We start from the raw sequence: 25,794 nt of genomic DNA, 5'->3' as shown, positions 1-25,794 counted from the left end.
TCTCACCCTTCCTTGCCGGCGCCGGCGACCGCCTTCGACAGCGCCCCGCCAACCAGCTCCTCGACACGGATGCGCGCCCCCAGAGACTGCTTGAAGGCAGCGGAGGCCTGCTTGCCGGCAGCCGGCAGATTGTTCCATTCGGCGGAAGCGCCGGGCAGATCGCCGTTCTTCACCTTGTCCTCCAGGCGGGCGGCGATCGCCTCAACGCTTTCGCCTTCGATATTGCCGACGGGTCGGACCGTCACCAGTGATTTTGCGCTCGCCATCAGCCGATCCGACCAGCTCTGGTTTGGATCCGGCTGATTGATCGATTCGATGATGGCGTTGGCAACGTCGGGAACCTGACGCATCAGCTCGGCGCGTGAGGGAACGCCGGTCTCGGCAAAAGCGCGCAGATCCGTAACGGCAGGATCGTCGGGTGCGACGCCAGCGAAGGTATCCAGCTCGGCCAGGAACGGCCCGCCGCGATCGATCGCTGCCTTCAGGGCGGCTGCCGCGATCGCCCGCGCGACGGCAACATCCTCGCGCGGCTCGTTGAGCTTCTTTTCGGCCTCGGCCAGGCGCTTGGCGATATCGGCATCGCTGCTCGTCTGCTGGTCGGAGGACTGGGCAAGCATCGAGCGCAGCTGATCGACCTGACTGCTGAGCTCCGCAACCTTCTGGTTGAGAGCCTCGACATTTGCCGGATCCGCCGATGGCGCCGCCGCGGAGTTCTTCGCAGCCGTTTCCAGCGCGGCGATCCGCGTCTCAAGCGCGCCGTCGCCCGTGTTTGCGGGATTGGCGGCAAGGTTGGCGACGGTCTGTTTCAAGCCGTCGATCTCGCCGGAGAGCTCGGCCACCTCGGGCGAGGTGGTCTCAGGCGCGGAGGAACCCGGGAGGTAACCGGCATATTGAATGACGCCTGCGCCAAGCAGCGCCACGAGGCCGCCGAAAATGCCGGCGGCGATAAGACCGGAGGTGCCGGCGCCCCGCGGCGCGGGCTGTTCGGCAGGGGGCGTGAAGGAAGGTTCGGCGACTGCCGGCGTCTCCTCCTCCGGCTCCGATTCGGGCTTGCTTTCAGGTTGAGGCTGCGACGCCGCTTCGGTTTCCGGCGCCGGGCCAAGATCCGCAGGGGGGCTGTCGGCGTCGCCGGCATCGTTGTTCACCGGCTTTGTGGTATCGGCTTCGGAGGCGAAGTCCTGTGCATCGAGGTCGATCGTGACCGGCTCATCGGCGCTCTTCGAATGGCGTGGCGGGTTTCCCGATACCATGAGGTCCTCTTTATCCTGCATTGCAACGAAACTAGACAGTGATGCCAATTAAGGGAAGAGGTTAGATCAAATTTGGGCGGTTTGGGCCTTTCCTGGTCAGATTGAAGCATTCTGTTGGCTCAAGCGGAGTCGGAGGGTCGACCGGCCGGCGCGCGTCGTAGCCAAGCTCCACGGCCAAGCCGGCCGGTCGATCAGCCGGCCCGTTTCAGCCAACCCTCCCGCAGATTTGCGTGGCAAATCTGCAAGACTTTGGAATCGCCGGACGCACTTGTCGCTTCGCCACGGCGAAGCGGTGCGGCCGGTGGGCCGGGCATGTTTCCGCCAGGATCAGAGGCGATCGGCTCGGACGTACCTTGGGGTATGCCCGTCGCCAATCGCCTCTGCCCTGACGAAAACCTGCTCCGGCAGAATGCTTCAATCTGACCAGGAAAGGCTCAAAAGCCTTCAAAGCAGCGACAAAAGACTTTGCTCATCCGGCATGGATGAAATCGCCACAGTTTTTTTCAGGGACATCGGAATGGCCTGCGCCACCGTTTCGCTCAGGCAGAGAAGGCGGATTTCGCGGTGTCCCGACAGGGCTGATCGCAGCTCCGCCAGGCGAAAAAAATCTTCCACCGTCTGCCGGGAATAGAAGAGAACGGCGTTAGGGCGGCCGCCGGAAAAGACAGCTTCGATCTCGGCCGGGCTCGGAGCAACCGGCGTCATGCGATAGCATTCGGCGACCGAAAAGCGGATGCCGAGTTGGCGCAATCTTGTTTCGAAGGTTTCGGCGCGCGGCAGTCCGGCGAGGTAGAGCAACTCCTCCGCTCCCTGCGTGGCGATGAGATCGGCGAGATCGCGGCCGTTGCCTGCGGACGCGGCGACCGAACGGAAGCCGAGTCCGCGCGCCTCTTGCGCCGTCATCTCGCCGACCGCAAAAAGCGGGCGGACAAGATGCGGACGAAGTTTCTCGCCGAGCGCGGATGCGACCCTGACGGCTTCGGCGCTGGTCACCGCGATCGCGCCGCTGGTGGCTTCGAGCGCGGCCGCGGCTGCGGCACTGTCGTGCTGTGGCCGGCGCAGCGGCAGCAGCAGAGGCTCGTGGCCCATATCGCGCAGACGTTGTGCTGTTCTTGTCGCTGAATGCGCGGGGCGGGTGACAAGCACACGCATGGCTGCTTCAGTGCCAGTCGTCGAAGAAGGTGCTGCCGGCTCTTGCGCGCACATCCTGGCCGGCGCGGGTGCCGAGTGCGGCCGCATCGCGGCGGTGGCCGTCCGTCGTCACCGCATGCTGGCTGCGGCCGTCTGGCGTGAGGATCAGGCCGGAGAAGCGGATCAGGTCGCCCTCGCAGACGGCATAGCCGGCGATCGGCGTGCGGCAGGAGCCGTCGAGAGCAGCGAGGAAGGCGCGCTCGCAGGAGACGGTGTCGAAGGTCGCGGCATCGTTGACCGATGCCAGCAGCTCGTCGATCCTCGTATCGCCGATCCGGCTCTCGATGCAGATTGCCCCTTGGGCGGGCGCCGGCGGGAAGGCGTCGGGGTCGAGGATATCGGTCAGCGCTTCGACCTTGCCGAGGCGCTTGAGGCCGGCAAGCGCCAGCAGCGTCGCGTCCACCTGACCTTCTTCGAGCTTGCGCAGCCGGGTTTCGACCGAACCGCGGAAGACTATGACGTTGATGTCGGGTCGCATGCGGCGGATCAGCGCCTGGCGGCGCAGTGACGAGGAGCCGACGGTGGCGCCATGCGGCAGGTCGATCAGTTTGGGTGCGGTGCGGCCGATGACGGCGTCGCGGATATCCTCGCGCGGCAGAAAGGCGGAGAGATGCAGGCCGTCCGGCAGGTGCGTCGGCATGTCCTTGGCGGAGTGCACGGCGAAATCCAGCTCGCCTGAGACGAGCTTCTGTTCGAGCTCCTCGGTGAAGAGGCCTTTGCCGCCGATTTCAGCCAGCGACCGGTCGGTGATGCGATCGCCCTTGGTCGACAGCACGACGATCTCGAACATCTCTTCAGGCAGGTGATGCGCCGCCATCAGCCTGTCGCGGGCCTCATGCGCCTGGGCAAGCGCCAGCGGGCTGCCCCGCGTGCCGATCCGGAAAGGTTTTGTTTGCATCCGCTCTGTTCCGTTGTTACCGGAGTTCTCGTAAACGGGTTTCGGCCCCATCGCAATGAACGAACAGGCCTTATGGTTCCCTTTCTGCGCATCCTTGGCATCGAGACGAGCTGCGACGAGACCGCCGCGGCGATCGTCGAGCGCGATGCGGAGGGCCATTCCAGGATACTCTCCGACGTCGTGCTTTCCCAGCTCGACGAGCACAGCGCCTATGGCGGCGTCGTGCCGGAGATCGCCGCGCGCGCCCATGTCGAGGCGCTGGACGAGTTGATCGAGGAGGCGCTGAAGCGCGCCAATGTGTCGCTGGCTGATGTCGACGCCATCGCCGCCACGTCAGGCCCGGGGCTGATCGGCGGGCTGCTTGTGGGATTGATGACCGGCAAGGCGATTGCAAGGGCGGCCGGCAAGCCGCTCTATGCGGTCAACCATCTCGAAGGCCATGCGCTGACGGCGCGGCTGACCGACGGGCTTTCCTTTCCCTATCTGATGCTGCTCGTCTCCGGCGGCCATACTCAGCTCATCCTGGTGCGCGGCGTCGGAGATTATGAGCGCTGGGGCACGACGATCGACGACGCGCTCGGCGAAGCCTTCGACAAGACGGCAAAACTGCTCGGCCTGCCCTATCCCGGCGGCCCGGCAGTGGAACGCATGGCGCGGGACGGCAACGCCGATCGCTTCGATTTTCCGCGGCCACTGGTCGGCGACGCGCGGCTGGATTTCTCCTTCTCCGGTCTGAAGACGGCGGTGCGGCAGGCGGCGCAGGAGATCGCGCCGCTCAGCGATCAGGACGTGGCGGATATCTGCGCTTCGTTCCAGCGGGCGATTTCACGCACGCTGAAGGACCGCATCGGCCGCGGCCTGCAGCGTTTCAAGGCCGAGTTTCCGGTCAACCAGGAAAAACCGGCGCTCGTCGTTGCCGGCGGTGTCGCCGCCAATCTCGAACTGCGGGCGACGCTGCAGGGTCTTTGCGACAAGAACGGCTTCCGCTTCATCGCGCCGCCGCTGAGCCTCTGCACCGACAATGCCGTGATGATTGCCTGGGCAGGGCTGGAGCGGATGGCGACGGGTGCGGTCCCGGATGCACTCGACGTCCAGCCGCGCTCGCGCTGGCCGCTCGATGCCAATGCGGAAAGGCTGATCGGCTTTGGAAAGAGAGGAGCCAAGGCATGAGCGAAAGGATCGCCGTCGTCGGATCGGGCGCTTTCGGCACGGCGCTTGCAGCCGTCATCGCCCTTGCCGGTCGCAGCACAGTGACGCTCGTCGGGCGCAATCCACCGCTGATGGCCGATCTGAAGAGCGAACGTCTGCATGATGCCGTGCTGCCCGGCATTGTTCTGCCGGAATCGCTCGAATTTGCCGCCGAGGCGGAGGCGATCGCCGGCGCCTCCATCGTGCTTTTTGCGATGCCCTCGCAGGCGCAGGCGGATGCGGCGCGGCATTATGGCCCATATCTGTCGAAAGACGCCATTGTCGTCACCTGTGCCAAGGGCATCGAGCGGGCGACCGGCAAGCTGTTGACCGACATGCTGGAGCGGGAACTGCCGGACCATCCGATCGCGGTGCTCTCGGGTCCGGGCTTTGCTGCCGATATCGCCAAGGGCCTGCCGACGGCGATGGCAATCGCGGCGGCGGATATGGAGACTGCCGAGCGGCTCGCCCAGGCGATATCAGGTCGGACCTTCCGGCTCTATGCCTCCAGCGACCGCATCGGCGTGCAGCTCGGCGGTGCGCTCAAGAATGTGCTGGCGATCGCCTGCGGCATCGTCGAAGGCCGCGGCATCGGCGAATCCGCCCGTGCGGCGCTGATTGCCCGCGGGCTCGCGGAAATGTCACGCTTCGTCGTCGCCAAAGGCGGGAAGGCGGATACGGTGCGCGGGCTATCCGGTCTCGGCGATCTGGTGCTGACGGGAACGAGCCATCAATCGCGCAACCTGCGCTTCGGCATTGCGCTCGGGCGCGGGGAAAAGGCCGATCCGCTGCAGGGCGCGCTGGTGGAAGGCGCGCTTGCCGCCTCGGTCGCCTCGCGGCTTGCCGCGGAGCTTTCGATCAGCATGCCGATCACCGACGCCGTTTCCGCCATCATCGACGGCAGGCTCGATATATCGGACGCCATCGAGCAGTTGATGACGCGTCCAATCACCACCGAATAGGAGAATAGACATGCTTTTCGCCCTGCTCTGCAAGGACAAGCCGGGACATCTGAACGTTCGTTTGGAGACGCGGCCGACGCATCTTGCCTATCTCGACAAGCTCAATGCCGAAGGCAAGCTTTCCATGGCCGGGCCTTTCCTTGACGACGAGGGCAAAGCCTGCGGCAGCCTGGTGCTTGTCAAGGCGGAGACGGCGCAAGAGGCAAAGGCGCTGGCCGACGCCGACCCTTACGCCATGGCCGGTTTGTTCGAAAGCGTCGATATCAAGCCCTTCAACTGGGTCTTCAACAAGCCGGAGGCGTGAGCATGGCGCATTGGCTTTATAAATCCGAACCTGCCTCCTGGTCCTGGGAGCAGCAAAAGGCCGCCGGCGAAAAGGGCACGGAATGGACCGGCGTGCGCAACTATCTGGCGCGCAACAACATGCGGGCGATGCAGATCGGCGACAAAGGGTTCTTCTACCATTCCAATGACGGGCTGGAGATCGTCGGCATCGTCGAAGTCGCAGCGCTGTCGCATCCCGACTCCACCGCAAAAGGCGATCCGAAGTGGGATTGCGTCGATATCCGCGCCGTCATGGACATGCCGAAGCCGGTGACGTTGAAGGACATCAAGGCGAACGAGAAGCTCACCAAGATGTCGCTCGTCACCTCCATGCGCCTTTCCGTGCAGCCGGTCACCGACGATGAGTGGGCCGAAGTCTGCCGCATGGGCGGGCTCGACAATCCCCCGCGTTGAAAACCGATCCGGAAGCCTTCATCCGCGCCAATACCAGTCTAATGGCGCCGCCGCATGTGCCGGAAATTTCGCTTCATCTGGCCAGCGAGGCGCATGAGCTCTGGCTGAAGACGGAGGAGGAACTGGAAGCGATCGGTCTGCCGCCGCCTTTCTGGGCTTTCGCCTGGGCGGGCGGGCAGGGACTGGCGCGCTACATTCTCGATTATCCGGAAATGGTGCGCGGCAAGCGCGTGCTGGATTTTGCCAGCGGCTCCGGCCTCGTCGGGATTGCGGCGATGATGGCCGGTGCGCGTGAGGTGACGGCCGCCGATATCGATCCCTGGGCGGAGACGGCGATCCGGCTGAACGCCAGGGCCAACGGCGTTTTTCTCGGATTTACCGGCGCCGATCTGATCGGACAGGATATCGCCGCCGATGTCGTGCTTGCCGGCGACGTCTTCTACGACCGTGTCTTCGCCGATGCGCTCGTTCCCTGGCTGACGAGGCTGACGGGGGAAGGCATATTGGTTCTGGTCGGCGATCCCGGGAGAAGCTATCTGCCACGGGAACAGCTGGAATTCTGTGCGGCCTATCAGGTGCCGGTGACGCGGGCGCTGGAGGACAGCGAAATCAAGAAGACGACGGTCTGGCGCTTCGGCTCAAGATCTTAAGGCCGGATCACGCAGACATTGGCCTCGTAGCTGCAGGGATCGTCCTGGACGCCGACGTCGATGACCTTCGCATTCGGCGCCTGGGGCGCGAGCCGTGCGCCCGGATAATACCCATAGCCATAGCCATTGCCGCCGACATAAGTCCCGCCATCGATCTGATAGGCATAGGAGCCGGCATAGGTGTCGCCGCTGCCGCCACCCGGCGGCTGGGGCGCGAAGATAACCAGGCTGCTGCGGGCAACGCGATTTGTCGCCGGGGACGAAAACTGCTTCAGGAACGGCATACGCTCCCTGCCGGGTCGGCGAATATAGGCGCTGTCGAAACGGATGCCGCGATCGCGCCAGCCGAGGCGTTGGCCGAGAAGCAAGCCATTGTGCAAGACGTGGCGGTGGCCAAGGAAGCGATGATCGGCAAAGCGATGATCGAAACGGCGCTCGCCGGCGGCGGCAGGCAAGGCGACAAGCGCGGAGAGCCCAAGCAGGGCGACTGCAGACAGACTGCGAAACATGGATGTCGGCCTCCGGAATTCCCGATCGTTAACAAATCGTTAATGCCAGATTGCGCCAAAAGCCGCTGCTTGTCCATGCGCCTGGAAGGAACGGCATAAATATTAAGCCGAGTTTCGTTGGGGCGGTTCAGCCTCTTCGCCGAGGCGCAGAACCGCCCTTAACCTTTTGTTCTTACGGAATTCCGGGTGGAAGGCCGCTTCGCACCTTTCTGGAGCTTCTCCCGCCCGCAAACTTCGCGGCAACCCGAATCGATTAAATTAATAGCGCACAGCGATTGTGCTTGTCGTCGGGCTTTCCGGTGAGTAAACGTCGCAATTGATGCAACGCACACAGAGAATTTTGTCATTCGTGTGGTTGACTGAGCATGCTCCGAAATCCGGGAGCGCAGAGAAGCCGCCGCGAGGTTCTGATGGCGAACGTGACAAATAACCGGCCCCTGTCGCCGCATTTGCAAGTCTACAAACTTATTCCCACCATGGTCATGTCCATCGTCCACCGCATCACCGGCGGTGCGCTCTATGTCGGCACGCTGCTGGTCGCCTGGTGGCTGATCGCGGCGGCAAGCGGCCAAGCGTCGTATGACTGGGCCAATTGGGTGCTCGGAAGCCTTCTCGGCAAGCTGGTGCTGCTCGGTTATACCTGGGCGCTGCTGCACCACATGCTCGGCGGTTTGCGCCATCTCATGTGGGATCTCGGCTACGGCTTCGAGAAGGAAGTCTCGACCAAACTCGCCATCGCCAACATCATCGGGTCGCTCTGTCTGACCGTGCTGGTCTGGGTGATCGGCTTCCTCATTCGCTTCTGAAGGTCCTCTCATGGATATGCGCACCCCCCTCGGCAAGGTTCGCGGGCTCGGCTCCGCCAAGGAAGGCACGAGCCATTTCTGGCGTCAGCGGCTGACCGCGGTCTCCAATATTCCGTTGATCCTCTTCTTCGTAATCTTCATGATCACCTATGCCGGCGCGCCCTATGCGGACGTGGTTCGCGCCCTGTCGAACCCCTTTGTCGCCGTTGTCATGGGATTGATGGTGATATCGGGCGTCATCCATATGAAGCTCGGCATGCAGGTCATCATCGAAGACTACGTGCATGGCGAATTCGGCAAGATCGCTCTGCTGATGCTGAACACCTTCTTTGCGATCGTGATCGCCAGCCTCTGTCTCTTCGCCATTCTGAAAATCGCATTCGTAGGATAAGCTCGATATGGCACCGACCTCACCCGCCCAGAATGGCAAAGCCTACAAATATGTCGACCACTCCTATGACGTGATCGTCGTCGGCGCCGGCGGCGCGGGTCTGCGCGCCACCCTCGGCATGGCCGAGCAGGGTTTCCGCACCGCCTGCATCACCAAGGTGTTCCCGACCCGCTCGCACACGGTTGCGGCCCAGGGCGGCATCGCCGCCTCGCTGCGCAACATGACACCGGATAGCTGGCAGTGGCATCTCTATGATACGGTCAAGGGTTCCGACTGGCTCGGCGACGTCGACGCCATGCAGTATCTCACCATGGAAGCGCCGAAGGCGGTCTATGAGCTCGAGCATTACGGCGTGCCGTTCTCGCGCAACGAGGAAGGCAAGATCTACCAGCGCCCCTTCGGCGGCCACATGCAGAATTACGGCGAAGGCCCGCCAGTCCAGCGCACCTGCGCCGTTGCCGACCGCACCGGCCACGCCATCCTGCATACGCTCTACGGTCAGTCGCTGCGCAACAATGCCGAATTCTTTATCGAATATTTCGCGCTCGACCTGATCATGTCTGAGGACGGCAGCCGCTGCACCGGTGTCGTCGCCTGGTGCCTCGATGACGGTACGATCCATCGCTTCGCCGCCAAGATGGTGGTGCTGGCGACCGGCGGCTACGGCCGCGCCTATTTCTCGGCAACCTCGGCCCACACCTGCACCGGCGACGGCGGCGGCATGGTGGCACGCGCCGGCCTGCCGCTGCAGGACATGGAATTCGTGCAGTTCCACCCGACCGGAATCTACGGTTCGGGCTGTCTGATCACGGAAGGCGCGCGCGGCGAAGGTGGTTACCTCGTCAACTCCGAGGGTGAACGCTTCATGGAGCGTTATGCGCCTTCGGCCAAGGATCTTGCCTCGCGCGATGTCGTTTCGCGCTGCATGACGCTGGAGATCCGCGAAGGCCGCGGCGTCGGCAAGAACAAGGATCACATCTTCCTGCATCTCGACCACCTCGATCCGGCCGTTCTGCATGAGCGCCTGCCGGGGATTTCCGAGAGCGCCAAGATCTTCGCCGGCGTCGACGTCACGCGCGAGCCCATCCCGGTTCTGCCGACCGTTCACTACAATATGGGCGGCATTCCCACCAATTACTGGGGCGAAGTGCTGAACGCCGATGGCGCCAATCCGGAGCGGATCATTCCCGGCCTGATGGCGGTCGGTGAAGCCGGCTGCGCCTCGGTGCACGGCGCCAACCGCCTCGGCTCCAACTCGCTGATCGACCTCGTGGTCTTCGGCCGCGCCGCCGCGATCCGCGCCGGCGAAGTCATCGACCGCGCGGCGCCCATCCCGCATCTCAACGTCGCGGCCTGCGACAAGATCATGGACCGCTTCGACGGCCTGCGTCACGCCAGCGGCGGCACGCCGACGGCTGTGCTGCGCGAGAAGATGCAGCGCGCCATGCAGGAAGATGCGGCCGTGTTCCGCACGCAGGAATCGCTGGAATCCGGTTGCCGGCGCATTTCGGCGATCTGGGGCGAGATGCAGGACATCAAGGTCACCGACCGTTCGATGGTCTGGAACTCCGACCTGGTGGAAACGCTCGAACTGCAGAACCTGATGGCCAACGCCATCACGACGATCTACGGCGCCGAGGCCCGCAAGGAGAGCCGCGGTTCGCACGCTCGCGAGGATTATACCGAGGGTGCATTCGCCGGCCGCGACGACGTCAACTGGCGTAAGCATACGCTTGCCTGGGTGAACGAGGCAGGCGACGTCAAGCTCGACTATCGCCCTGTTCACACCGAGCTCATCGCCGAAGGCATCGATCCGCATAAGATCGAGCCAAAAGCTCGCGTGTACTGATTTCAAGAGGAACCGGATATGGTTGAACTCGCTCTCCCCAAGAATTCTCAGATGCGCGAAGGCAAGGTCTGGCCGAAGCCGGCGGGTGCGACCAACACCCGCGAGTTCCGCGTCTACCGCTGGAGCCCGGACGATGGCCAGAACCCGTCGATCGACACCTTCTACATCGATGTCGACGATTGCGGCCCGATGGTGCTCGACGGTCTGCTCTACATCAAGAACAAGATCGACCCGACGCTGACCTTGCGCCGCTCCTGTCGCGAGGGCATCTGCGGTTCCTGCGCGATGAACATCGACGGCACCAACACGCTTGCCTGCACCAAGGGCCTCGACGATATTACCGGCGCGGTGAAGATCTATCCGCTACCGCATCTGCCCGTCGTCAAGGATCTGGTGCCCGATCTCAGCAACTTCTACGCCCAGCATCGCTCAATCGAGCCCTGGCTGAAGACGGTGTCGCCGTCTCCGGCCAAGGAATGGAAGCAGAGCCATGAGGACCGGCAGAAGCTCGACGGCCTTTATGAATGCATCCTCTGCGCCTGTTGCTCGACCTCCTGTCCGAGCTATTGGTGGAACGGCGACCGTTATCTCGGTCCGGCCGTTCTGCTGCAGGCCTATCGCTGGCTGATCGACTCCAGAGACGAGGCGACCGGCGAACGTCTCGACAATCTCGAGGACCCGTTCCGCCTCTACCGCTGCCATACGATCATGAACTGCGCGCAGACCTGCCCGAAGGGCCTCAACCCGGCCAAGGCGATCGCCGAAATCAAGAAGATGATGGTCGAGCGCCGGGTCTGATCGGCATGCATGCCACCGGCGGATTGGACGGCTTCGATCCCGCAGCCGTCGCGGAGATCAGGTCGCGGCTCGCCTCGGTTCGCGAGCAGGGCATCCGCATCGGTCTGGCGATCGAAAGCGGCAGCCGCGCCTGGGGCTTTCCGTCTCCCGACAGCGATTATGATTGCCGCTTTATCTATATTGCGGGCGGCGATTCTCGATCTCGTGCATGTTAAGAAGCGGACCCGTGAGATGGGTGAAGGTCTGCCGCCGGAGCCGGTGCGGTTATTTCTGCGCAGCTCGTTCGAGCACTATTCCGAGACATTGCGGGAGTTTGGCAGAAATCCTGACAGAGATGAGCGTGCGCAACACCTTGCTGACAAATTCTATGTGCAGGAAGTTTTGCAGCAGGGCAGTTGAACTGTATCGTTTTTCGGTTAGGTGTTGTCACGGGCAATTTCTGCAACCCGACTTGATTAACCAAAGCGAATTACGATAATCGAACTTGTCTCACGCCCGTTCTTTGCGGCGATAGCCGAATTCAGGAGTATGATGATGCAGTTGCGATATGCGATGACAGGTCTGGTGGTGGCTCTCGCGCTAGCCGGTTGTCAGCGTACGGCATATGATTACAGCTCCAACTCGAACGCCGGACCGGCGCCGTTGACGGCGCAGCCTGTCCCGTCCGTCCAGGGCGGTCAGCTTCCGCCGCCGACCGGCAGCTCGCAGTTCCCGGCCGCGCCGACGGCGACGGCACCGATGCCTGGGGCACAGTCCGGCGCCATGGCTGCGAATGCGCTCGACGTCACCAAGGAATCAATGGTCGGAAGCTGGCGCGTCAATGGCAGCTGCGATATGTTCCTGACGCTCACCAATCTCGGCAGCGGGTCGCGTGGCGGCACGCGCGGTTGCGTCGGCGAGCTGACGGCGATGGGCTCCTGGGAGGTCGCGGGCAAGCAGGTGCTGCTCAAGGATCGTTCGGGCAACCAGATCGGCAGCGTCTACAAGACAGCCGACAATCGCTTCCAGGGCCAGACGAATACCGGTCAGCAGATCAGCCTCAGCCGGTAAACCAACCGCGCGGTAAACGATCCGGCGGCGCGCCGCTGATGACTGACAGGCGGACGTGCCCTCATGCAGCCAATGCCAGATTATACGCTCAGCGTTTGCGAACAGCTTAAATCGCTGACGCTTGCCGGTGCGTTGCAGGTCGATTCCGCCCAGATGGACGTGGCCAAAAGCCTGGATCGGGTGCTTGCCGGGCTGAAGCAGTTGCGGCCGGCGGCCAAAGCGAGCGCGCTCGGCTGGCTGTTTGCCAAGAAGAAGAAAGCCGCCGACGGCATCAAGGGGCTTTACATTCACGGCAGCGTCGGACGCGGCAAGACCATGCTGATGGACATGTTCTTTGCCATGGCGCCGTGCAGGAAGAAGCGCAGGGCGCATTTCCACGAATTCATGGCGGATGTGCACAACCGTATCGCGGCACACCGGCTGAAGCTCAAGAACGGCGAGACGAAGCAGGCCGATCCGATGCCGCCGGTCGCCGCAGCCCTCTACGAGGAAGCGGAACTGCTCTGCTTCGATGAATTCACCGTCACCGACATTGCCGACGCGATGATCCTGTCGCGGTTGTTTTCCGAACTCTTCGCGCGGGGATGCGTGCTGGTCGCGACCTCGAATGTCGAGCCGGACAATCTCTACAAGGATGGGCTCAATCGCGGCCTGTTCCTGCCCTTCGTCGCTCTGCTCAAGCAGCATGTCGATGTCGTCACGCTGGATTCGCCGACCGACTACCGGATGGAGAAGCAGAATAGCCAACCGGTCTATCTCGTGCCGATCAGCGAACATAACGACATGGCGATGGAGGCGTCCTGGACGCAGGCGCTGCATGGGCGCAAGGCGAAGCCGCTCGATATTCCGATGAAGGGCCGCTCCATCCATGTGCCGCTTGCCGCCGACCGCATGGCGCGCTTCTCTTTCGCGGATCTCTGCGACAAGCCGCTCGGGGCCGCCGACTTCCTGGCCATCGCCGAACACTTCGATACGATCTTTCTCGATCACGTTCCCTTGCTCGGGCCGGAGAAGCGGAACCAGATCAAGCGTTTCATCATTCTGGTCGATACGCTCTATGATCATGCCGTGCGGCTTTACATATCCGCGGCGGCGTTGCCGGAGAACCTGCTCGTCCATCGCCGGGGCACCGAAGGCTTTGAATTCGATCGCACGGCGTCGCGACTGTTCGAGATGCGGAGCGCCGAATATCTTGCGCTGCACCATGAAAAGCGGGCCGCGGAGTAACAATCCAGTGACAAAACATCTTACGTTTACGTAAGAATTTTTGTATCTAAACGATTGAAAACGCTGCATCAAAATTAATGGATTGCCATTTTTAGCCTTTAGGTCTATGCGATTGCGTCATTGAGCGGCCTTGCAGCGTCGTTCGACGAATTTGATCGCAAAGGAAACAGCGAAATGGCGCGTAATAAGATCGCACTCATTGGTTCTGGCATGATTGGTGGCACGTTGGCGCATCTGGCCGGCCTGAAGGAACTGGGCGATATCGTCCTCTTCGACATTGCCGATGGCATTCCCCAGGGCAAGGGTCTCGACATCGCACAGTCCTCTCCGGTCGAAGGCTTCGACGCCAATCTGACCGGCGCCAGCGATTATTCGGCGATCGAGGGTGCCGACGTCTGCATCGTCACTGCCGGCGTTCCGCGCAAGCCGGGCATGAGCCGCGACGATCTTCTCGGCATCAACCTCAAGGTCATGGAGCAGGTCGGCGCCGGCATCAAGAAATACGCGCCGAACGCCTTCGTCATCTGCATCACCAACCCGCTCGACGCCATGGTCTGGGCGCTGCAGAAGTTTTCGGGTCTTCCCGCCAACAAGGTCGTCGGCATGGCCGGTGTTCTCGACTCCTCGCGCTTCCGTCTCTTCCTCGCCAGAGAATTCAACGTCTCCGTTCAGGATGTGACCGCCTTCGTTCTCGGCGGCCACGGCGATACGATGGTGCCGCTCGCCCGCTACTCCACGGTCGGCGGCATTCCGCTCACCGACCTCGTCACCATGGGCTGGGTCACCAAGGAGCGCCTCGAAGAGATCATCCAGCGCACCCGTGATGGCGGCGCCGAGATCGTCGGCCTGCTGAAGACAGGTTCCGCTTATTATGCGCCGGCTGCCTCGGCAATCGAAATGGCCGAATCCTACCTCAAGGACAAGAAGCGCGTCCTGCCTTGCGCCGCCCATCTGACCGGCCAGTACGGTGTCAAGGACATGTATGTCGGTGTACCCACCGTCATCGGCGCCGGCGGCGTCGAGCGCGTCATCGAGATCGACCTCAACAAGACCGAGAAGGAAGCCTTCGACAAGTCTGTCGGCGCCGTCGCCGGTCTTTGCGAGGCCTGCATCAACATCGCGCCTGCCCTGAAGTAATCGGCGCTGAAGTAATCGAAACAGGGATAGACCCATGAACATTCATGAATATCAGGCCAAGGCTCTGCTGAAGGGCTATGGCGCGCCGGTTGCCGAGGGTGTGGCAATTCTCAAGGTTGAAGAAGCCGAGGCGGCTGCCAAGTCGCTTCCCGGCCCGCTTTACGTGGTCAAGAGCCAGATCCATGCGGGCGGCCGCGGCAAGGGCAAGTTCAAGGAACTGTCGCCGGAAGCCAAGGGCGGCGTACGTCTCGCCAAGTCGATCGAAGACGTCGTTGCCAACGTCAAGGAGATGCTCGGCAACACGCTGGTGACCGCGCAGACCGGCGAAGCCGGCAAGCAGGTCAATCGCCTCTATATCGAGGACGGCGCCGACATCGAGCGCGAACTCTACTGCTCGCTGCTGGTCGACCGCTCGGTCGGCAAGGTCGCCTTCGTCGTCTCCACTGAAGGCGGCATGGACATCGAGGCCGTCGCCCACGATACGCCCGAGAAGATCCAGACGATCGCCATCGATCCGGAAGCCGGCGTGACGGCTGCCGACGTCGCCAAGATCTCCGCCGCTCTCAAGCTCGAAGGTGCTGCCGCAGAAGACGCCAAGTCGCTCTTCCCGCTGCTCTACAAGGCCTTCAACGAGAAGGACATGTCGCTTCTCGAAATCAATCCGCTGATCGTCATGAAGAATGGCCATCTGCGCGTTCTCGACGCCAAGATGTCCTTCGACGGCAATGCGCTCTTCCGTCACGACGACGTCCGGGCGCTGCGCGACGAGACCGAAGAAGATGCCAAGGAAATCGAGGCCTCCAAGTGGGACCTCGCTTACGTCGCGCTCGACGGCAATATCGGCTGCATGGTCAACGGCGCGGGCCTCGCCATGGCGACGATGGACATCATCAAGCTATACGGCAAGGAGCCGGCCAACTTCTGCGACGTCGGCGGCGGCGCCGGCAAGGAGAAGGTCGCTGCGGCGTTCAAGATCATCACCGCAGACCCGAAGGTCGAGGGCATTCTCGTCAACATCTTCGGCGGCATCATGAAGTGCGACGTCATCGCTGAAGGCGTCATTGCCGCGGTCAAGGAAGTCGGTCTCAAGGTTCCGCTCGTCGTGCGCCTTGAAGGCACCAATGTCGAGCTCGGCAAGAAGATCCTGAACGAGTCGGGTCTCGCGATCACGGCGGCTGACGACTTGGACGATGCGGCCAAGAAGATCGTCGCGGCGATCAACGGCTAATTTTGAGGGATCGGAAAGAATGTCTATTCTCGTCAATAAAGACACCAAGGTCCTCGTTCAGGGTCTGACCGGCAAGACCGGCACGTTCCACACCGAACAGGCGCTCGCTTATTACGGCACCCAGATGGTCGGCGGCATCCACCCGAAGAAGGGCGGCGAAACCTGGACCGGCGCGAAGGGCGAAAGCCTGCCGATCTTTGCAACCGTTGCCGAGGGCAAGGAAAAGACCGGCGCCGACGCCACCGTCATCTACGTTCCGCCGGCGGGCGCTGCCGATGCGATCATCGAAGCGATCGACGCCGAGATCCCGTTCATCACCTGCATCACCGAAGGCATTCCGGTCATGGACATGGTGCGCGTGAAGGCTCGCCTCGACCGCTCCAAGTCGCGCCTGCTTGGGCCGAACTGCCCGGGCATCCTGACGCCGGAAGAATGCAAGATCGGCATCATGCCGGGCTCGATCTTCCGCAAGGGTTCGGTCGGCATCGTGTCCCGCTCGGGCACGCTGACCTATGAGGCCGTCTTCCAGACCTCCAATGAAGGCCTCGGCCAGACGACGGCCGTCGGCATCGGCGGCGACCCGGTCAAGGGCACCGAGTTCATCGATGTGCTGGAGATGTTCCTCGCCGACGAAGCCACGACTTCGATCATCATGATCGGCGAAATCGGCGGCTCCGCCGAAGAAGACGCAGCCCAGTTCCTGAAGGATGAGGCCAAGAAGGGCCGCAAGAAACCGATGGCCGGCTTCATCGCAGGCCGTACGGCACCGAAGGGCCGCACCATGGGCCATGCCGGCGCCGTGGTATCCGGCGGCAAGGGCGACGCTGAATCGAAGATCGCGGCGATGGAATCGGCTGGCATCAAGGTGTCTCCGTCTCCGGCCCGCCTCGGCAAGACGCTGGTGGAAGTCCTGAAGGGCTGAAGCCACCTGTAGACCGGGCGGAGGAACGGCATCTGCGCCTTCCGCCCGGCTCGCATGCGAGAGCAGCAGATGCGCCGCGGACAGGCGGCGATCGGAATGCGGCAGCCGGCGATCGATCCGGCAAATTCATCAAGTCAGGAGGCGGACCGAAGCGTCCGCATATCACCATGGCACGGCAAGAAGCCAACGAGCAATTTCAGATCACCTCGTTTCTGGATGGCGCCAACGCGGCCTATATCGAGCAGCTCTATGCGCGCTACGAAGAGGATCCGGCGTCGGTCGACGATCAATGGCGCGCTTTCTTCAAGGCGCTGGAAGACGATCCTGCCGATGTGAAAAAGGCGGCCAAGGGAGCCTCCTGGCGCAGGAAGAACTGGCCTCTGGCAGCCGGCGGCGATCTGGTATCGGCGCTCGACGGCGACTGGGGCATCGTCGAGAAGGTGATCGAGACGAAGGTGAAGGCCAAGGCCGTAGCCGAGGGCAAGCCCGCCGACGGCACCGACGTGTTGCAGGCGACGCGCGATTCCGTCCGCGCCATCATGATGATCCGCGCCTACCGCATGCGCGGCCACCTGCATGCCAAGCTCGACCCGCTCGGAATCGCCGCCGCCGTCGACGATTTTCGCGAGCTGTCGCCGGAAAATTACGGCTTCACATCAGCCGATTACGATCGCAAGATCTTCATCGACAACGTGCTCGGCCTGGAGTACGCCACCATCCGCGAGATGATCGAGATCCTCGAGCGCACCTACTGCTCGACGCTCGGCGTCGAATTCATGCATATCTCCAACCCGGAAGAGAAGGCCTGGATCCAGGAACGCATCGAAGGCCCCGACAAGGGTGTGGCCTTCACGCCTGAGGGCAAGAAGGCGATCCTTTCCAAACTCGTCGAAGCCGAAGGCTACGAACAGTTCCTCGACGTCAAGTTCAAGGGCACCAAGCGCTTCGGCCTCGACGGCGGCGAATCGCTGATCCCGGCGCTGGAACAGATCCTGAAGCGCGGCGGTCATCTCGGCCTCAAGGAAGCCGTGTTCGGCATGGCCCATCGCGGCCGCCTCAACGTGCTCTCCCAGGTCATGGGCAAGCCGCACCGCGCCATCTTCCACGAATTCAAAGGCGGTTCCTACGCACCCGATGAAGTCGAAGGCTCCGGCGACGTCAAGTACCATCTCGGTGCATCCTCGGACCGCGAATTCGACGGCAACAAGGTACACGTGTCGCTGACGGCAAACCCGTCGCATCTCGAAATCGTCGATCCCGTCGTCATGGGCAAGGCTCGCGCCAAGCAGGACATGAGCGCCACGGTGTGGGAAGGCGACATCATTCCGCTTTCCGAACGCTCCAAGGTTCTGCCGCTGCTGATCCACGGCGATGCGGCCTTCGCCGGCCAGGGCGTCATTGCCGAAATCCTCGGTCTTTCCGGTCTGCGCGGCCACCGTGTTGCCGGCACCATGCACGTGATCATCAACAATCAGATCGGTTTCACGACGAACCCGGCCTTTTCGCGCTCGTCGCCCTATCCGTCCGACGTCGCCAAGATGATCGAAGCACCGATCCTGCACGTCAACGGCGACGATCCGGAAGCGGTCGTCTACGCAGCCAAGATCGCGACCGAATTCCGCATGAAGTTCCACAAGCCTGTCGTGCTCGACATGTTCTGCTATCGCCGCTACGGCCACAATGAAGGCGACGAGCCGTCCTTCACGCAGCCGAAGATGTACAAGGTCATTCGCGCCCATAAGACCGTGCTGCAGCTCTATGCGGCGCGCCTTGTCGCCGAGGGCCTGCTCACCGAAGGCGAAGTCGAGAAGATGAAGGCCGACTGGCGCGCGCATCTCGAGCAGGAGTTCGACGCCGGCCAGCACTACAAGCCTAATAAGGCCGACTGGCTGGATGGGGAGTGGTCGGGCCTGCGCACGGCCGACAACGCCGACGAACAGCGCCGCGGCAAGACCGCGGTGCCGATGAAGACGCTGAAGGAGATCGGCCGCAAGCTCTCGGAAATCCCGGCGGGCTTCAATGCGCACCGCACGATCCAGCGTTTCATGGAAAACCGGGCCAACATGATCGCCACCGGCGAAGGCCTCGACTGGGCGATGGCCGAAGCGCTCGCCTTTGGCGCGCTCTGCTTGGAAGGCCACAAGATCCGCCTGTCGGGTCAGGATTGCGAACGCGGCACCTTCTCGCAGCGTCATTCGGTTCTCTACGATCAGGAGACCGAGGAACGCTACATTCCGCTCGCCAATCTTTCGCCGACACAGGCCCGCTACGAAGTCATCAACTCGATGCTTTCGGAAGAGGCCGTGCTCGGTTTCGAATATGGCTACTCGCTCGCCCGCCCGAATGCGCTGACGCTCTGGGAAGCGCAGTTCGGCGATTTCGCCAACGGCGCGCAGGTCGTCTTCGACCAGTTCATCTCGTCGGGCGAACGCAAGTGGCTGCGCATGTCCGGACTCGTCTGCCTGCTGCCGCACGGCTATGAAGGCCAGGGTCCGGAGCACTCCTCGGCTCGCCTGGAGCGTTTCCTGCAGCTCTGCGCGGAAGACAACATGCAGGTCGCCAACGTCACGACGCCGGCGAACTACTTCCATATCCTGCGCCGGCAGCTGAAGCGCGACTTCCGTAAGCCGCTGATCCTGATGACGCCGAAGTCGCTGCTGCGTCACAAGCGGGCCGTTTCGACGCTTGCCGAACTGGCCGGCGAATCCGCCTTCCACCGCCTGCTGTGGGATGATGCCGAGGTTATCAAGGACGGCCCGATCAAGCTGCAGAAGGACAACAAGATCCGCCGTGTCGTCATGTGCTCCGGCAAGGTCTATTACGACCTTCTGGAAGAGCGTGAAAAGCGCGGTATCGACGACATCTATCTGCTGCGCGTCGAGCAGCTCTATCCGTTCCCGGCAAAGGCGCTGATCAACGAGCTGTCGCGCTTCCGCAATGCCGAGATGGTCTGGTGCCAGGAAGAGCCGAAGAACATGGGAGCATGGTCGTTCATCGACCCGTTCCTCGAGTGGGTGCTTGCCCATATCGACGCCAAATATCAGCGCGTCCGCTATACCGGCCGTCCGGCCGCCGCCTCGCCGGCGACGGGCCTGATGTCCAAGCATCTATCGCAGCTTGCCGCATTCCTCGAGGATGCATTGGGCGGCTAAATCAAGGGGGGCGCAATGGCTTACTTCTTTTTGAGACTGCTGCCGCCGCGCCCCACTTTTCCGCATGACGGGACGGGGGAAGAAATGGCGGCGATGAAACGCCATGTCGAATATTGGCATCGGCAGGCCCTTGCGGGATCGGCAATTGTCGTCGGTCCGGTGTTCGAGGGTCAAGGCGCCTTCGGCATGGCAGTCGTCGAAGTGGAGGATCAGCCGGCGGCGCAAGCTCTTGTCGACAGCGATCCGATCATCGCTTCCGGTTTCGGTTTCCGTTTCGATGTCTTGCCGATGCCCTCGATCATTTTGCGGCCGCCCGCCGTCTGAAACGCATAAACGAAAACACACGAAATCAGGATTTGAACAATGGCCACAGAAATCCGCGTTCCAACTCTCGGTGAATCCGTCAGCGAGGCAACCGTCGGCACCTGGTTCAAGAAGGTCGGCGACGCCATCAAGGCCGACGAGCCGATTCTGGAGCTTGAAACCGACAAGGTGACCATCGAAGTTCCCGCGCCCGCCTCCGGTACGCTGTCGGAAATCGTCGCCGCCGCCGGCGAGACCGTCGGTCTCGGTGCACTGCTCGGCCAGATCGCCGAAGGCGCCGGTGCTGCCGCCGCCGCGCAGGCTGCCGCCGCACCGGTCGCCGCTCCCGCTCAGCCGGCCCCTGCTGCTGCTGCCGCACCGGTTGCCACCGCCGCATCCTCGTCGAGCGCTTCCGTCTCCACCATGCCGCCGGCACCGGCAGCTGCGAAGATGCTTGCCGAAAGCAATCTTTCCGCCGATCAGGTCGACGGCAGCGGCAAACGTGGTCAGGTGCTGAAGGGCGACGTCATTGCCGCCGTTGCCAAGGGCATTTCCGCTCCCGCCGCGGCACCGGCTGCAGCGCCTGCGGCTGCACGTGGCCCGTCGACGGTCGAGGATGCCTCGCGCGAAGAGCGCGTGAAGATGACGCGCCTGCGCCAGACGATCGCCAAGCGCCTCAAGGACGCCCAGAACACCGCCGCCATGCTGACCACCTATAACGAGGTGGACATGAAGGCAGTCATGGACCTGCGCAACAAGTACAAGGACATTTTCGAGAAGAAACACGGCGTCAAGCTCGGCTTCATGGGCTTCTTCACCAAGGCGGTGACGCATGCGCTGAAGGAGCTGCCGGCAGTCAATGCCGAAATCGACGGGACCGACGTCATCTACAAGAACTACTGCCATGTCGGCATGGCGGTCGGCACCGACAAGGGCCTCGTGGTTCCTGTTATCCGCGACGCCGACCAGATGTCGATCGCCGAAGTCGAGAAGGAACTCGGCCGTCTTGCCAAGGCAGCCCGTGACGGATCGCTTGCTATGGCCGACATGCAGGGAGGCACCTTCACCATCACCAACGGCGGCGTCTACGGCTCGCTGATGTCTTCACCGATCCTCAACGCGCCGCAGTCCGGCATTCTCGGCATGCACAAGATCCAGGAACGGCCGGTTGCGATCGGCGGCCAGGTGGTCATCCGTCCGATGATGTATCTGGCGCTGTCCTACGATCATCGCATCGTCGACGGCAAGGAGGCTGTCACCTTCCTCGTCCGCGTCAAGGAGAGCCTCGAAGATCCGGAACGCCTGGTTCTCGATCTCTAAGGAGCGCTTTCGATGCGGAACCGGATATTGCGAGCGGCGCGGCTTCTTCTTTGCGCTGCCGCCGCGCATGCCCCGGTCCCCGCATCGGCCGCCGGCTGGGATGTCAGCAAGGCCAGCAGCAATTTCGGACTCGTGGCGCTTGATGCTGCCGAACTCTCCAGCCGGTCGATCGATGTGGTCCATATGGGCGATGTCGAGCTGACCTCGGGTCGCATCGTCGCCGCTGATCCGCTTGCCCAGCCGGATCGTGCGGCGCTTGCAAGAACGGTGGCGCCGGGCGACTATCCGGTGACGCTCTACCATGCCTTCGGGCGCATCGCGGCGGCCAGCATGCGGTTTGCCGAGGGCAGGCCCGATCACTGGGAACTGGCCGTCGTGCTCGGCCAAGACCCGGCGACACTGAAGGACGACGAGATCTTCGGCTATCCCGTCGATGCCGGCGTCGGCTGTTATATGGACGCCGATACGCTGGCGCTGATCGATGAGCGGGAAACGCAGGTCCAGGCGCAGAAGCCGGACGCCGATATCAATTATTACGATGACGTGCTGGCGTCGGAGCTTGACGCCAACAAGCGCCACTATGCATTGCACCGGCCGGTTGCCGGCAAGAAGGGCAATGTTGCGGTGTTTTGGAGCGGCTGGGGTGATGGTGTCTATCCTGTCTTCTGGGGCCTCGACAAGGACGGTTGCCCGCTGGTGCTGTTGACGGATTTTGGCATAATCCAGAATGCCGACGGGCGGAGAGAGCCGAAGGTGCAATGAGCGGGACGATCGGGATCATGGCAGGGCGGCGAGGTGCGGCTGCAATTGCGGCCGTGGCGGTTTTCGCCGTCCCGGTTGCCGGGTTCGCCGTCGACTGCAAACAGGAGCAGGCCGTCTACGTCGACCGTGACGGCGCCTATGAACTGCGCTTCGCGCCGCTGAACTCGGCGTCGGCGGCCGCCAGCAACCAGTTCAAGGTCAGCGCCCTCAAGACGGCCGTGGTGATGGAAGGCTATATCATGCCGTCGGAGGATCCGGTGCGCGCCATCGGCATCCTGATGTTCAACTGTCCGGAAGGCGATGTGACCGGCGCCGATCTCGATGCCTGCACGGTCTGGCAGGGCGCCGTCTATGGCATGGACGCCAAGGGCGAGATCGACAACCTGCTGCCGGAGGGCGCTGCTGCCGCCGAAAAGCTGGTGCTTCCCGGTCTTGGTCCCGCCATTCGCGAATCCAGCGCCTGGGGCGAGGGCAAGGCCTCGGTGGCGCCTTGGGACGTGCTGACATTCAAGGAGTGTGCGACATGAGCGATACACCTGTTGTTCTCGTCACCGGCGGAAGCCGGGGCATCGGCGCGGCGGTCTGCCGGCTTGCTGCGCGCGGGGGTTGGCGCGTCGCGGTGAATTACGCCACGAGCCATGAAGCGGCGGATGCCGTCGTTACCGCGATCATCGAAAGCGGCGGCGAGGCTGTGGCAATTAAGGGCGATGTCGGCAAGGCCGCGGATATCGCCGCGATGTTTTCGGCGGTTGATCGTCAGTTCGGGCGGCTCGACGGGCTGGTCAACAATGCCGGCATCGTCGATTATCCGCAACGAGTCGACGAGATGTCGGTCGAGCGGATCGAGCGCATGCTCCGCGTCAATGTGACCGGCTCGATCCTCTGCGCCGCCGAGGCCGTGCGCCGCATGTCGCGCCGACATGGTGGGCAGGGTGGGGCGATCGTCAACGTCTCCTCGATGGCGGCAGTCCTCGGTTCGGCGACGCAGTATGTCGATTATGCGGCATCGAAAGCGGCGATCGACACCTTCACCATCGGGCTTGCGCGCGAAGTTGCCGGGGAAGGGATTCGCGTCAATGCCGTCAGGCCCGGCATCATCGAAACCGATCTCCATGCATCGGGTGGCTTGCCGGACCGGGCGCGCGAAATGGCGCCATCGGTCCCGATGCAGCGGGCCGGCCTGCCGGAGGAGGTGGCGGATGCAATTCTCTATCTGCTTTCACCTTCAGCGTCCTATGTCACCGGATCGATCCTCAATGTGAGCGGCGGCCGTTAGAAAGACAGGGCGGAATCAATATGAGCTACATCTTCGAATTCCTCGGCCTGATGGCCGTCTTCTCTATTTTCATCGTCGTGCCGGGCGCCGATTTCGCTGTCATCCTGCGCCAAAGCATCATGCATGGGCGCCGCGCCGCCATCATGACCGGGCTCGGCATGGGCTTCTCGCTGCTCTTTCATATCAGCTACACGATCCTTGGCCTCGGCCTGATCGTCTCCAAGTCGCTGATGCTGTTTGCGATGATTAAATGGGCGGGTGTCGGCTATCTCGTCTATCTCGGCATCAAGTCGTTCCGCGAACCGGGATTCAATGTGCAGGAGATCGCCGTCACGGCCGACGAGCGCAAGTCGGCCTCGATGCTGTCATGCCTCGGCATGGGGTTCATCACCAATGCGCTGAACCCGAAGCCGGTGCTGTTCTTCCTGTCCTTGTTTTCGACGCTCGTCCACCACGACACGCCAGCACTGATCCAGTTCTCCTATGGTATCGGCATGGCGACGGCGCTGGTCGCCTGGTTTGCCGGCGTCTCCTATTTCTTCACGGTCAAGACGATCCGAGACCGCTTCATCGCCAGCGGCAAATGGTTCAACCGCATCACCGGAGCGGCACTCGTCGCCTTCGGCTTCCGCCTCGCGCTGTCGCGCGCAGCCGACTAAACGAAAAATCCAAAGGGAAAGAAGCAATGTCCTACGATGTGATCATTATCGGAACCGGTCCGGGCGGCTATGTCTGCGCCGTCAAGGCAGCCCAGCTCGGCCTCAAGGTCGCCGTCGTCGAAAAGCGCGCGACCTATGGCGGCACCTGTCTGAACGTCGGCTGCATTCCGTCGAAGGCGCTGCTGCATGCTTCCGAAATGTTCCATCAGGCCGGCCATGGATTAACCGCGCTTGGCATCGACGTGTCGGCGCCGACGCTCAACCTCGCCAATATGATGGCGCACAAGGATGCGACGGTGAAGTCGAATGTCGACGGCGTCGCCTTCCTGTTCAAAAAGAACAAGATCGACGCTTTCAAGGGTACCGGCAAGATCGTTTCGGCCGGCAAGATTTCCATCACCGCCGAGGACGGGACCGCGCAGGAAATCGAAGGCAAGAACATCGTCATCGCGACCGGTTCGGATGTCGCCGGCATTCCGGGCGTGCAGGTCGAAATCGATGAAAAGACCATCATCTCGTCGACAGGCGGCATTGCGTTGGAAAAGGTGCCGGAAACGTTGATCGTCGTCGGCGGTGGCGTCATCGGCCTCGAACTCGGCTCGGTCTGGTCGCGTCTCGGCGCCAAGGTCACCGTCGTCGAATATCTCGACACCATTCTCGGCGGCATGGACGGCGAGGTCTCCAAGCAGTTCCAGCGCATGCTCGCCAAGCAGGGCATCGATTTCAACCTCAGCGCCAAGGTCACCGGCGTCGAAAAGGGCGATAAGGGCGCCAAGGTCACGTTCGAGCCGGTCAAGGGCGGCGACACGGTGACGCTCGACGCTGAAGTCGTGCTGATCGCCACCGGCCGCAAGCCCTATACCGCAGGTCTCGGCCTGGAAGAGGCAGGTGTTGTGCTCGACAATCGCGGCCGCGTCGAGATCGACGGCCACTTCAAGACCAATGTCGCCGGCATCTATGCGATCGGCGACGTGGTGAAGGGGCCGATGCTGGCGCACAAGGCCGAAGACGAGGGCGTGGCGCTTGCCGAAATCCTTGCCGGTCAGCATGGCCACGTCAATTATGAGGTCATCCCGAGCGTCGTTTATACCCAGCCGGAGATCGCTTCGGTCGGCAAGACTGAGGAGGAACTGAAGGCGGCAGGCATCGCCTACAAGGTCGGCAAGTTCCCGTTCACCGCAAACGGCCGCGCCCGTGCGATGCTGGCGACCGACGGCTTCGTCAAGATCCTCGCCGACAAGGAGACCGACCGCGTGCTCGGCGGCCATATCGTCGGCTTCGGCGCCGGCGAGATGATCCACGAGATCGCCGTGCTGATGGAATTCGGCGGCTCGTCGGAAGATCTCGGCCGCAGCTGCCATGCACATCCGACGATGTCTGAAGCCGTCAAGGAGGCTGCACTCGCGACCTTCTTCAAGCCGATCCATATGTAATCTTACATCTTCGTAATGAAGCGCGCAGCCGCTTGCCGAGAGGCAAGCGGCTGTTTTAGTTGATCGCAGAGTTCGACCATCCGGGGGAGATCAGC

27 protein-coding genes and 1 pseudogene are annotated in these 25,794 nt (G+C 62.6%); 24 read left to right on the top strand and 4 right to left on the bottom strand.

Translation table 11 applies throughout. From position 1 onward, the window contains the following. Window positions 1-2: 2 nt before the first annotated feature. The 3 genes from NL154_RS19855 to hemC all read right to left on the bottom strand — a co-directional run bounded on the left by NL154_RS19855 (window position 3) and on the right by hemC (window position 3,339). Entirely contained in the window at window positions 3-1,271 is a 1,269-nt protein-coding gene (locus NL154_RS19855) for a COG4223 family protein (RefSeq protein ID WP_434733229.1), read from the bottom strand. A 423-nt stretch (window positions 1,272-1,694) separates the two neighbouring features. Continuing rightward, the gene (locus NL154_RS19850) at window positions 1,695-2,402 is read right to left on the bottom strand and encodes a uroporphyrinogen-III synthase (protein ID WP_210632969.1); all 708 of its coding nucleotides are present in this window, start codon (window positions 2,400-2,402) and stop codon (window positions 1,695-1,697) included. A gap of 7 nt (window positions 2,403-2,409) precedes the next feature. Beyond that, window positions 2,410-3,339, bottom strand: coding sequence for a hydroxymethylbilane synthase (gene hemC / locus NL154_RS19845; RefSeq protein WP_221122937.1), 930 nt, complete (start codon window positions 3,337-3,339; stop codon window positions 2,410-2,412). A 72-nt stretch (window positions 3,340-3,411) separates the two neighbouring features. Here hemC and tsaD point away from each other — a divergent pair, with 72 nt between their 5' ends. The 5 genes from tsaD to NL154_RS19820 are packed head-to-tail and all read left to right on the top strand — an operon-like array spanning window position 3,412 to window position 6,877. Then, window positions 3,412-4,509 carry a tRNA (adenosine(37)-N6)-threonylcarbamoyltransferase complex transferase subunit TsaD gene (tsaD, locus tag NL154_RS19840; protein ID WP_210632967.1) on the top strand — a complete coding sequence of 366 codons (1,098 nt, stop codon included), beginning with the start codon at window positions 3,412-3,414 and terminating at the stop codon, window positions 4,507-4,509. Next, window positions 4,506-5,489, top strand: coding sequence for an NAD(P)H-dependent glycerol-3-phosphate dehydrogenase (locus NL154_RS19835; RefSeq protein WP_221146076.1), 984 nt, complete (start codon window positions 4,506-4,508; stop codon window positions 5,487-5,489). The genes tsaD and NL154_RS19835 overlap by 4 nt, the downstream gene beginning before the upstream one ends. A 10-nt stretch (window positions 5,490-5,499) precedes the next feature. Continuing rightward, window positions 5,500-5,793: a YciI-like protein gene (locus NL154_RS19830; protein ID WP_210632965.1), complete on the top strand. Its 294-nt coding sequence runs from the start codon at window positions 5,500-5,502 to the stop codon at window positions 5,791-5,793. A 2-nt stretch (window positions 5,794-5,795) separates the two neighbouring features. Beyond that, a complete protein-coding gene (locus tag NL154_RS19825; protein WP_221158091.1) occupies window positions 5,796-6,227 on the top strand; it encodes an EVE domain-containing protein in 432 nt (143 codons plus the stop codon). Then, the gene (locus NL154_RS19820; protein WP_210632963.1) at window positions 6,224-6,877 is read left to right on the top strand and encodes a class I SAM-dependent methyltransferase; all 654 of its coding nucleotides are present in this window, start codon (window positions 6,224-6,226) and stop codon (window positions 6,875-6,877) included. Before NL154_RS19825 ends, NL154_RS19820 begins: the two co-directional genes overlap by 4 nt. Here the strand turns inward: NL154_RS19820 and NL154_RS19815 are convergent. After that, window positions 6,874-7,386: a hypothetical protein gene (locus NL154_RS19815; RefSeq protein ID WP_210632962.1), complete on the bottom strand. Its 513-nt coding sequence runs from the start codon at window positions 7,384-7,386 to the stop codon at window positions 6,874-6,876. The genes NL154_RS19820 and NL154_RS19815 overlap by 4 nt on opposite strands. Before the next feature lie 410 nt (window positions 7,387-7,796). Here NL154_RS19815 and sdhC point away from each other — a divergent pair, with 410 nt between their 5' ends. The 19 genes and pseudogenes from sdhC to lpdA all read left to right on the top strand — a co-directional run bounded on the left by sdhC (window position 7,797) and on the right by lpdA (window position 25,699). Beyond that, a complete protein-coding gene (sdhC, locus tag NL154_RS19810) occupies window positions 7,797-8,192 on the top strand; it encodes a succinate dehydrogenase, cytochrome b556 subunit (protein WP_168296584.1) in 396 nt (131 codons plus the stop codon). A 10-nt stretch (window positions 8,193-8,202) separates the two neighbouring features. Next, complete coding sequence (gene sdhD / locus NL154_RS19805; protein WP_221102543.1) at window positions 8,203-8,583, top strand: succinate dehydrogenase, hydrophobic membrane anchor protein; 381 nt, start codon at window positions 8,203-8,205, stop codon at window positions 8,581-8,583. Between the two features lie 7 nt (window positions 8,584-8,590). Further along, window positions 8,591-10,432, top strand: a complete 1,842-nt coding sequence (gene sdhA, locus NL154_RS19800; RefSeq protein WP_210632960.1) for a succinate dehydrogenase flavoprotein subunit — start codon at window positions 8,591-8,593, stop codon at window positions 10,430-10,432. An 18-nt stretch (window positions 10,433-10,450) separates the two neighbouring features. Beyond that, entirely contained in the window at window positions 10,451-11,230 is a 780-nt protein-coding gene (locus NL154_RS19795; protein WP_210632959.1) for a succinate dehydrogenase iron-sulfur subunit, read from the top strand. Between the two features lie 5 nt (window positions 11,231-11,235). Continuing rightward, a pseudogene (locus NL154_RS19790) lies at window positions 11,236-11,412 on the top strand (DNA polymerase beta superfamily protein); the annotation flags it as partial. 49 nt (window positions 11,413-11,461) lie between these two features. After that, on the top strand, window positions 11,462-11,629 hold the full coding sequence (locus NL154_RS19785) for a hypothetical protein (protein WP_247241794.1): 168 nt from the start codon (window positions 11,462-11,464) through the stop codon (window positions 11,627-11,629). A gap of 135 nt (window positions 11,630-11,764) precedes the next feature. Next, on the top strand, window positions 11,765-12,280 hold the full coding sequence (locus NL154_RS19780) for a protease inhibitor Inh/omp19 family protein (protein WP_088391343.1): 516 nt from the start codon (window positions 11,765-11,767) through the stop codon (window positions 12,278-12,280). A gap of 63 nt (window positions 12,281-12,343) precedes the next feature. Further along, window positions 12,344-13,507 carry a cell division protein ZapE gene (gene zapE, locus NL154_RS19775; protein WP_210632958.1) on the top strand — a complete coding sequence of 388 codons (1,164 nt, stop codon included), beginning with the start codon at window positions 12,344-12,346 and terminating at the stop codon, window positions 13,505-13,507. 174 nt (window positions 13,508-13,681) lie between these two features. Then, window positions 13,682-14,644: a malate dehydrogenase gene (mdh, locus tag NL154_RS19770; RefSeq protein ID WP_210632957.1), complete on the top strand. Its 963-nt coding sequence runs from the start codon at window positions 13,682-13,684 to the stop codon at window positions 14,642-14,644. 34 nt (window positions 14,645-14,678) lie between these two features. After that, window positions 14,679-15,872, top strand: a complete 1,194-nt coding sequence (gene sucC, locus NL154_RS19765) for an ADP-forming succinate--CoA ligase subunit beta (protein ID WP_097598164.1) — start codon at window positions 14,679-14,681, stop codon at window positions 15,870-15,872. Window positions 15,873-15,891: 19 nt separating this feature from the next. Beyond that, entirely contained in the window at window positions 15,892-16,794 is a 903-nt protein-coding gene (gene sucD / locus NL154_RS19760; protein ID WP_008528022.1) for a succinate--CoA ligase subunit alpha, read from the top strand. 167 nt (window positions 16,795-16,961) lie between these two features. Beyond that, the gene (locus NL154_RS19755; protein WP_210632956.1) at window positions 16,962-19,946 is read left to right on the top strand and encodes a 2-oxoglutarate dehydrogenase E1 component; all 2,985 of its coding nucleotides are present in this window, start codon (window positions 16,962-16,964) and stop codon (window positions 19,944-19,946) included. A gap of 15 nt (window positions 19,947-19,961) precedes the next feature. Then, a complete protein-coding gene (locus tag NL154_RS19750; protein ID WP_434733228.1) occupies window positions 19,962-20,270 on the top strand; it encodes a YciI family protein in 309 nt (102 codons plus the stop codon). 39 nt (window positions 20,271-20,309) lie between these two features. Further along, window positions 20,310-21,569, top strand: coding sequence for a 2-oxoglutarate dehydrogenase complex dihydrolipoyllysine-residue succinyltransferase (gene odhB / locus NL154_RS19745; RefSeq protein ID WP_210632954.1), 1,260 nt, complete (start codon window positions 20,310-20,312; stop codon window positions 21,567-21,569). Between the two features lie 12 nt (window positions 21,570-21,581). After that, the gene (locus NL154_RS19740; protein WP_434733227.1) at window positions 21,582-22,331 is read left to right on the top strand and encodes a DUF4241 domain-containing protein; all 750 of its coding nucleotides are present in this window, start codon (window positions 21,582-21,584) and stop codon (window positions 22,329-22,331) included. Then, entirely contained in the window at window positions 22,328-22,858 is a 531-nt protein-coding gene (locus tag NL154_RS19735) for a hypothetical protein (RefSeq protein WP_221122941.1), read from the top strand. Before NL154_RS19740 ends, NL154_RS19735 begins: the two co-directional genes overlap by 4 nt. Continuing rightward, a complete protein-coding gene (locus NL154_RS19730) occupies window positions 22,855-23,607 on the top strand; it encodes an SDR family oxidoreductase (RefSeq protein ID WP_210632951.1) in 753 nt (250 codons plus the stop codon). The genes NL154_RS19735 and NL154_RS19730 overlap by 4 nt, the downstream gene beginning before the upstream one ends. Before the next feature lie 20 nt (window positions 23,608-23,627). Next, window positions 23,628-24,266 carry a LysE family translocator gene (locus NL154_RS19725; protein WP_210632950.1) on the top strand — a complete coding sequence of 213 codons (639 nt, stop codon included), beginning with the start codon at window positions 23,628-23,630 and terminating at the stop codon, window positions 24,264-24,266. A 26-nt stretch (window positions 24,267-24,292) separates the two neighbouring features. After that, window positions 24,293-25,699 (top strand): dihydrolipoyl dehydrogenase, encoded by a 1,407-nt coding sequence (gene lpdA / locus NL154_RS19720; RefSeq protein WP_434733226.1) that lies wholly within the window; start codon window positions 24,293-24,295, stop codon window positions 25,697-25,699. Window positions 25,700-25,794 lie beyond the last annotated feature (95 nt).

This window comes from Rhizobium sp. YTUHZ044 (genome assembly GCF_051123975.1).
Taxonomy (GTDB): domain Bacteria; phylum Pseudomonadota; class Alphaproteobacteria; order Rhizobiales; family Rhizobiaceae; genus Rhizobium.
This window is presented reverse-complemented; position numbering and strand designations above follow the sequence as displayed.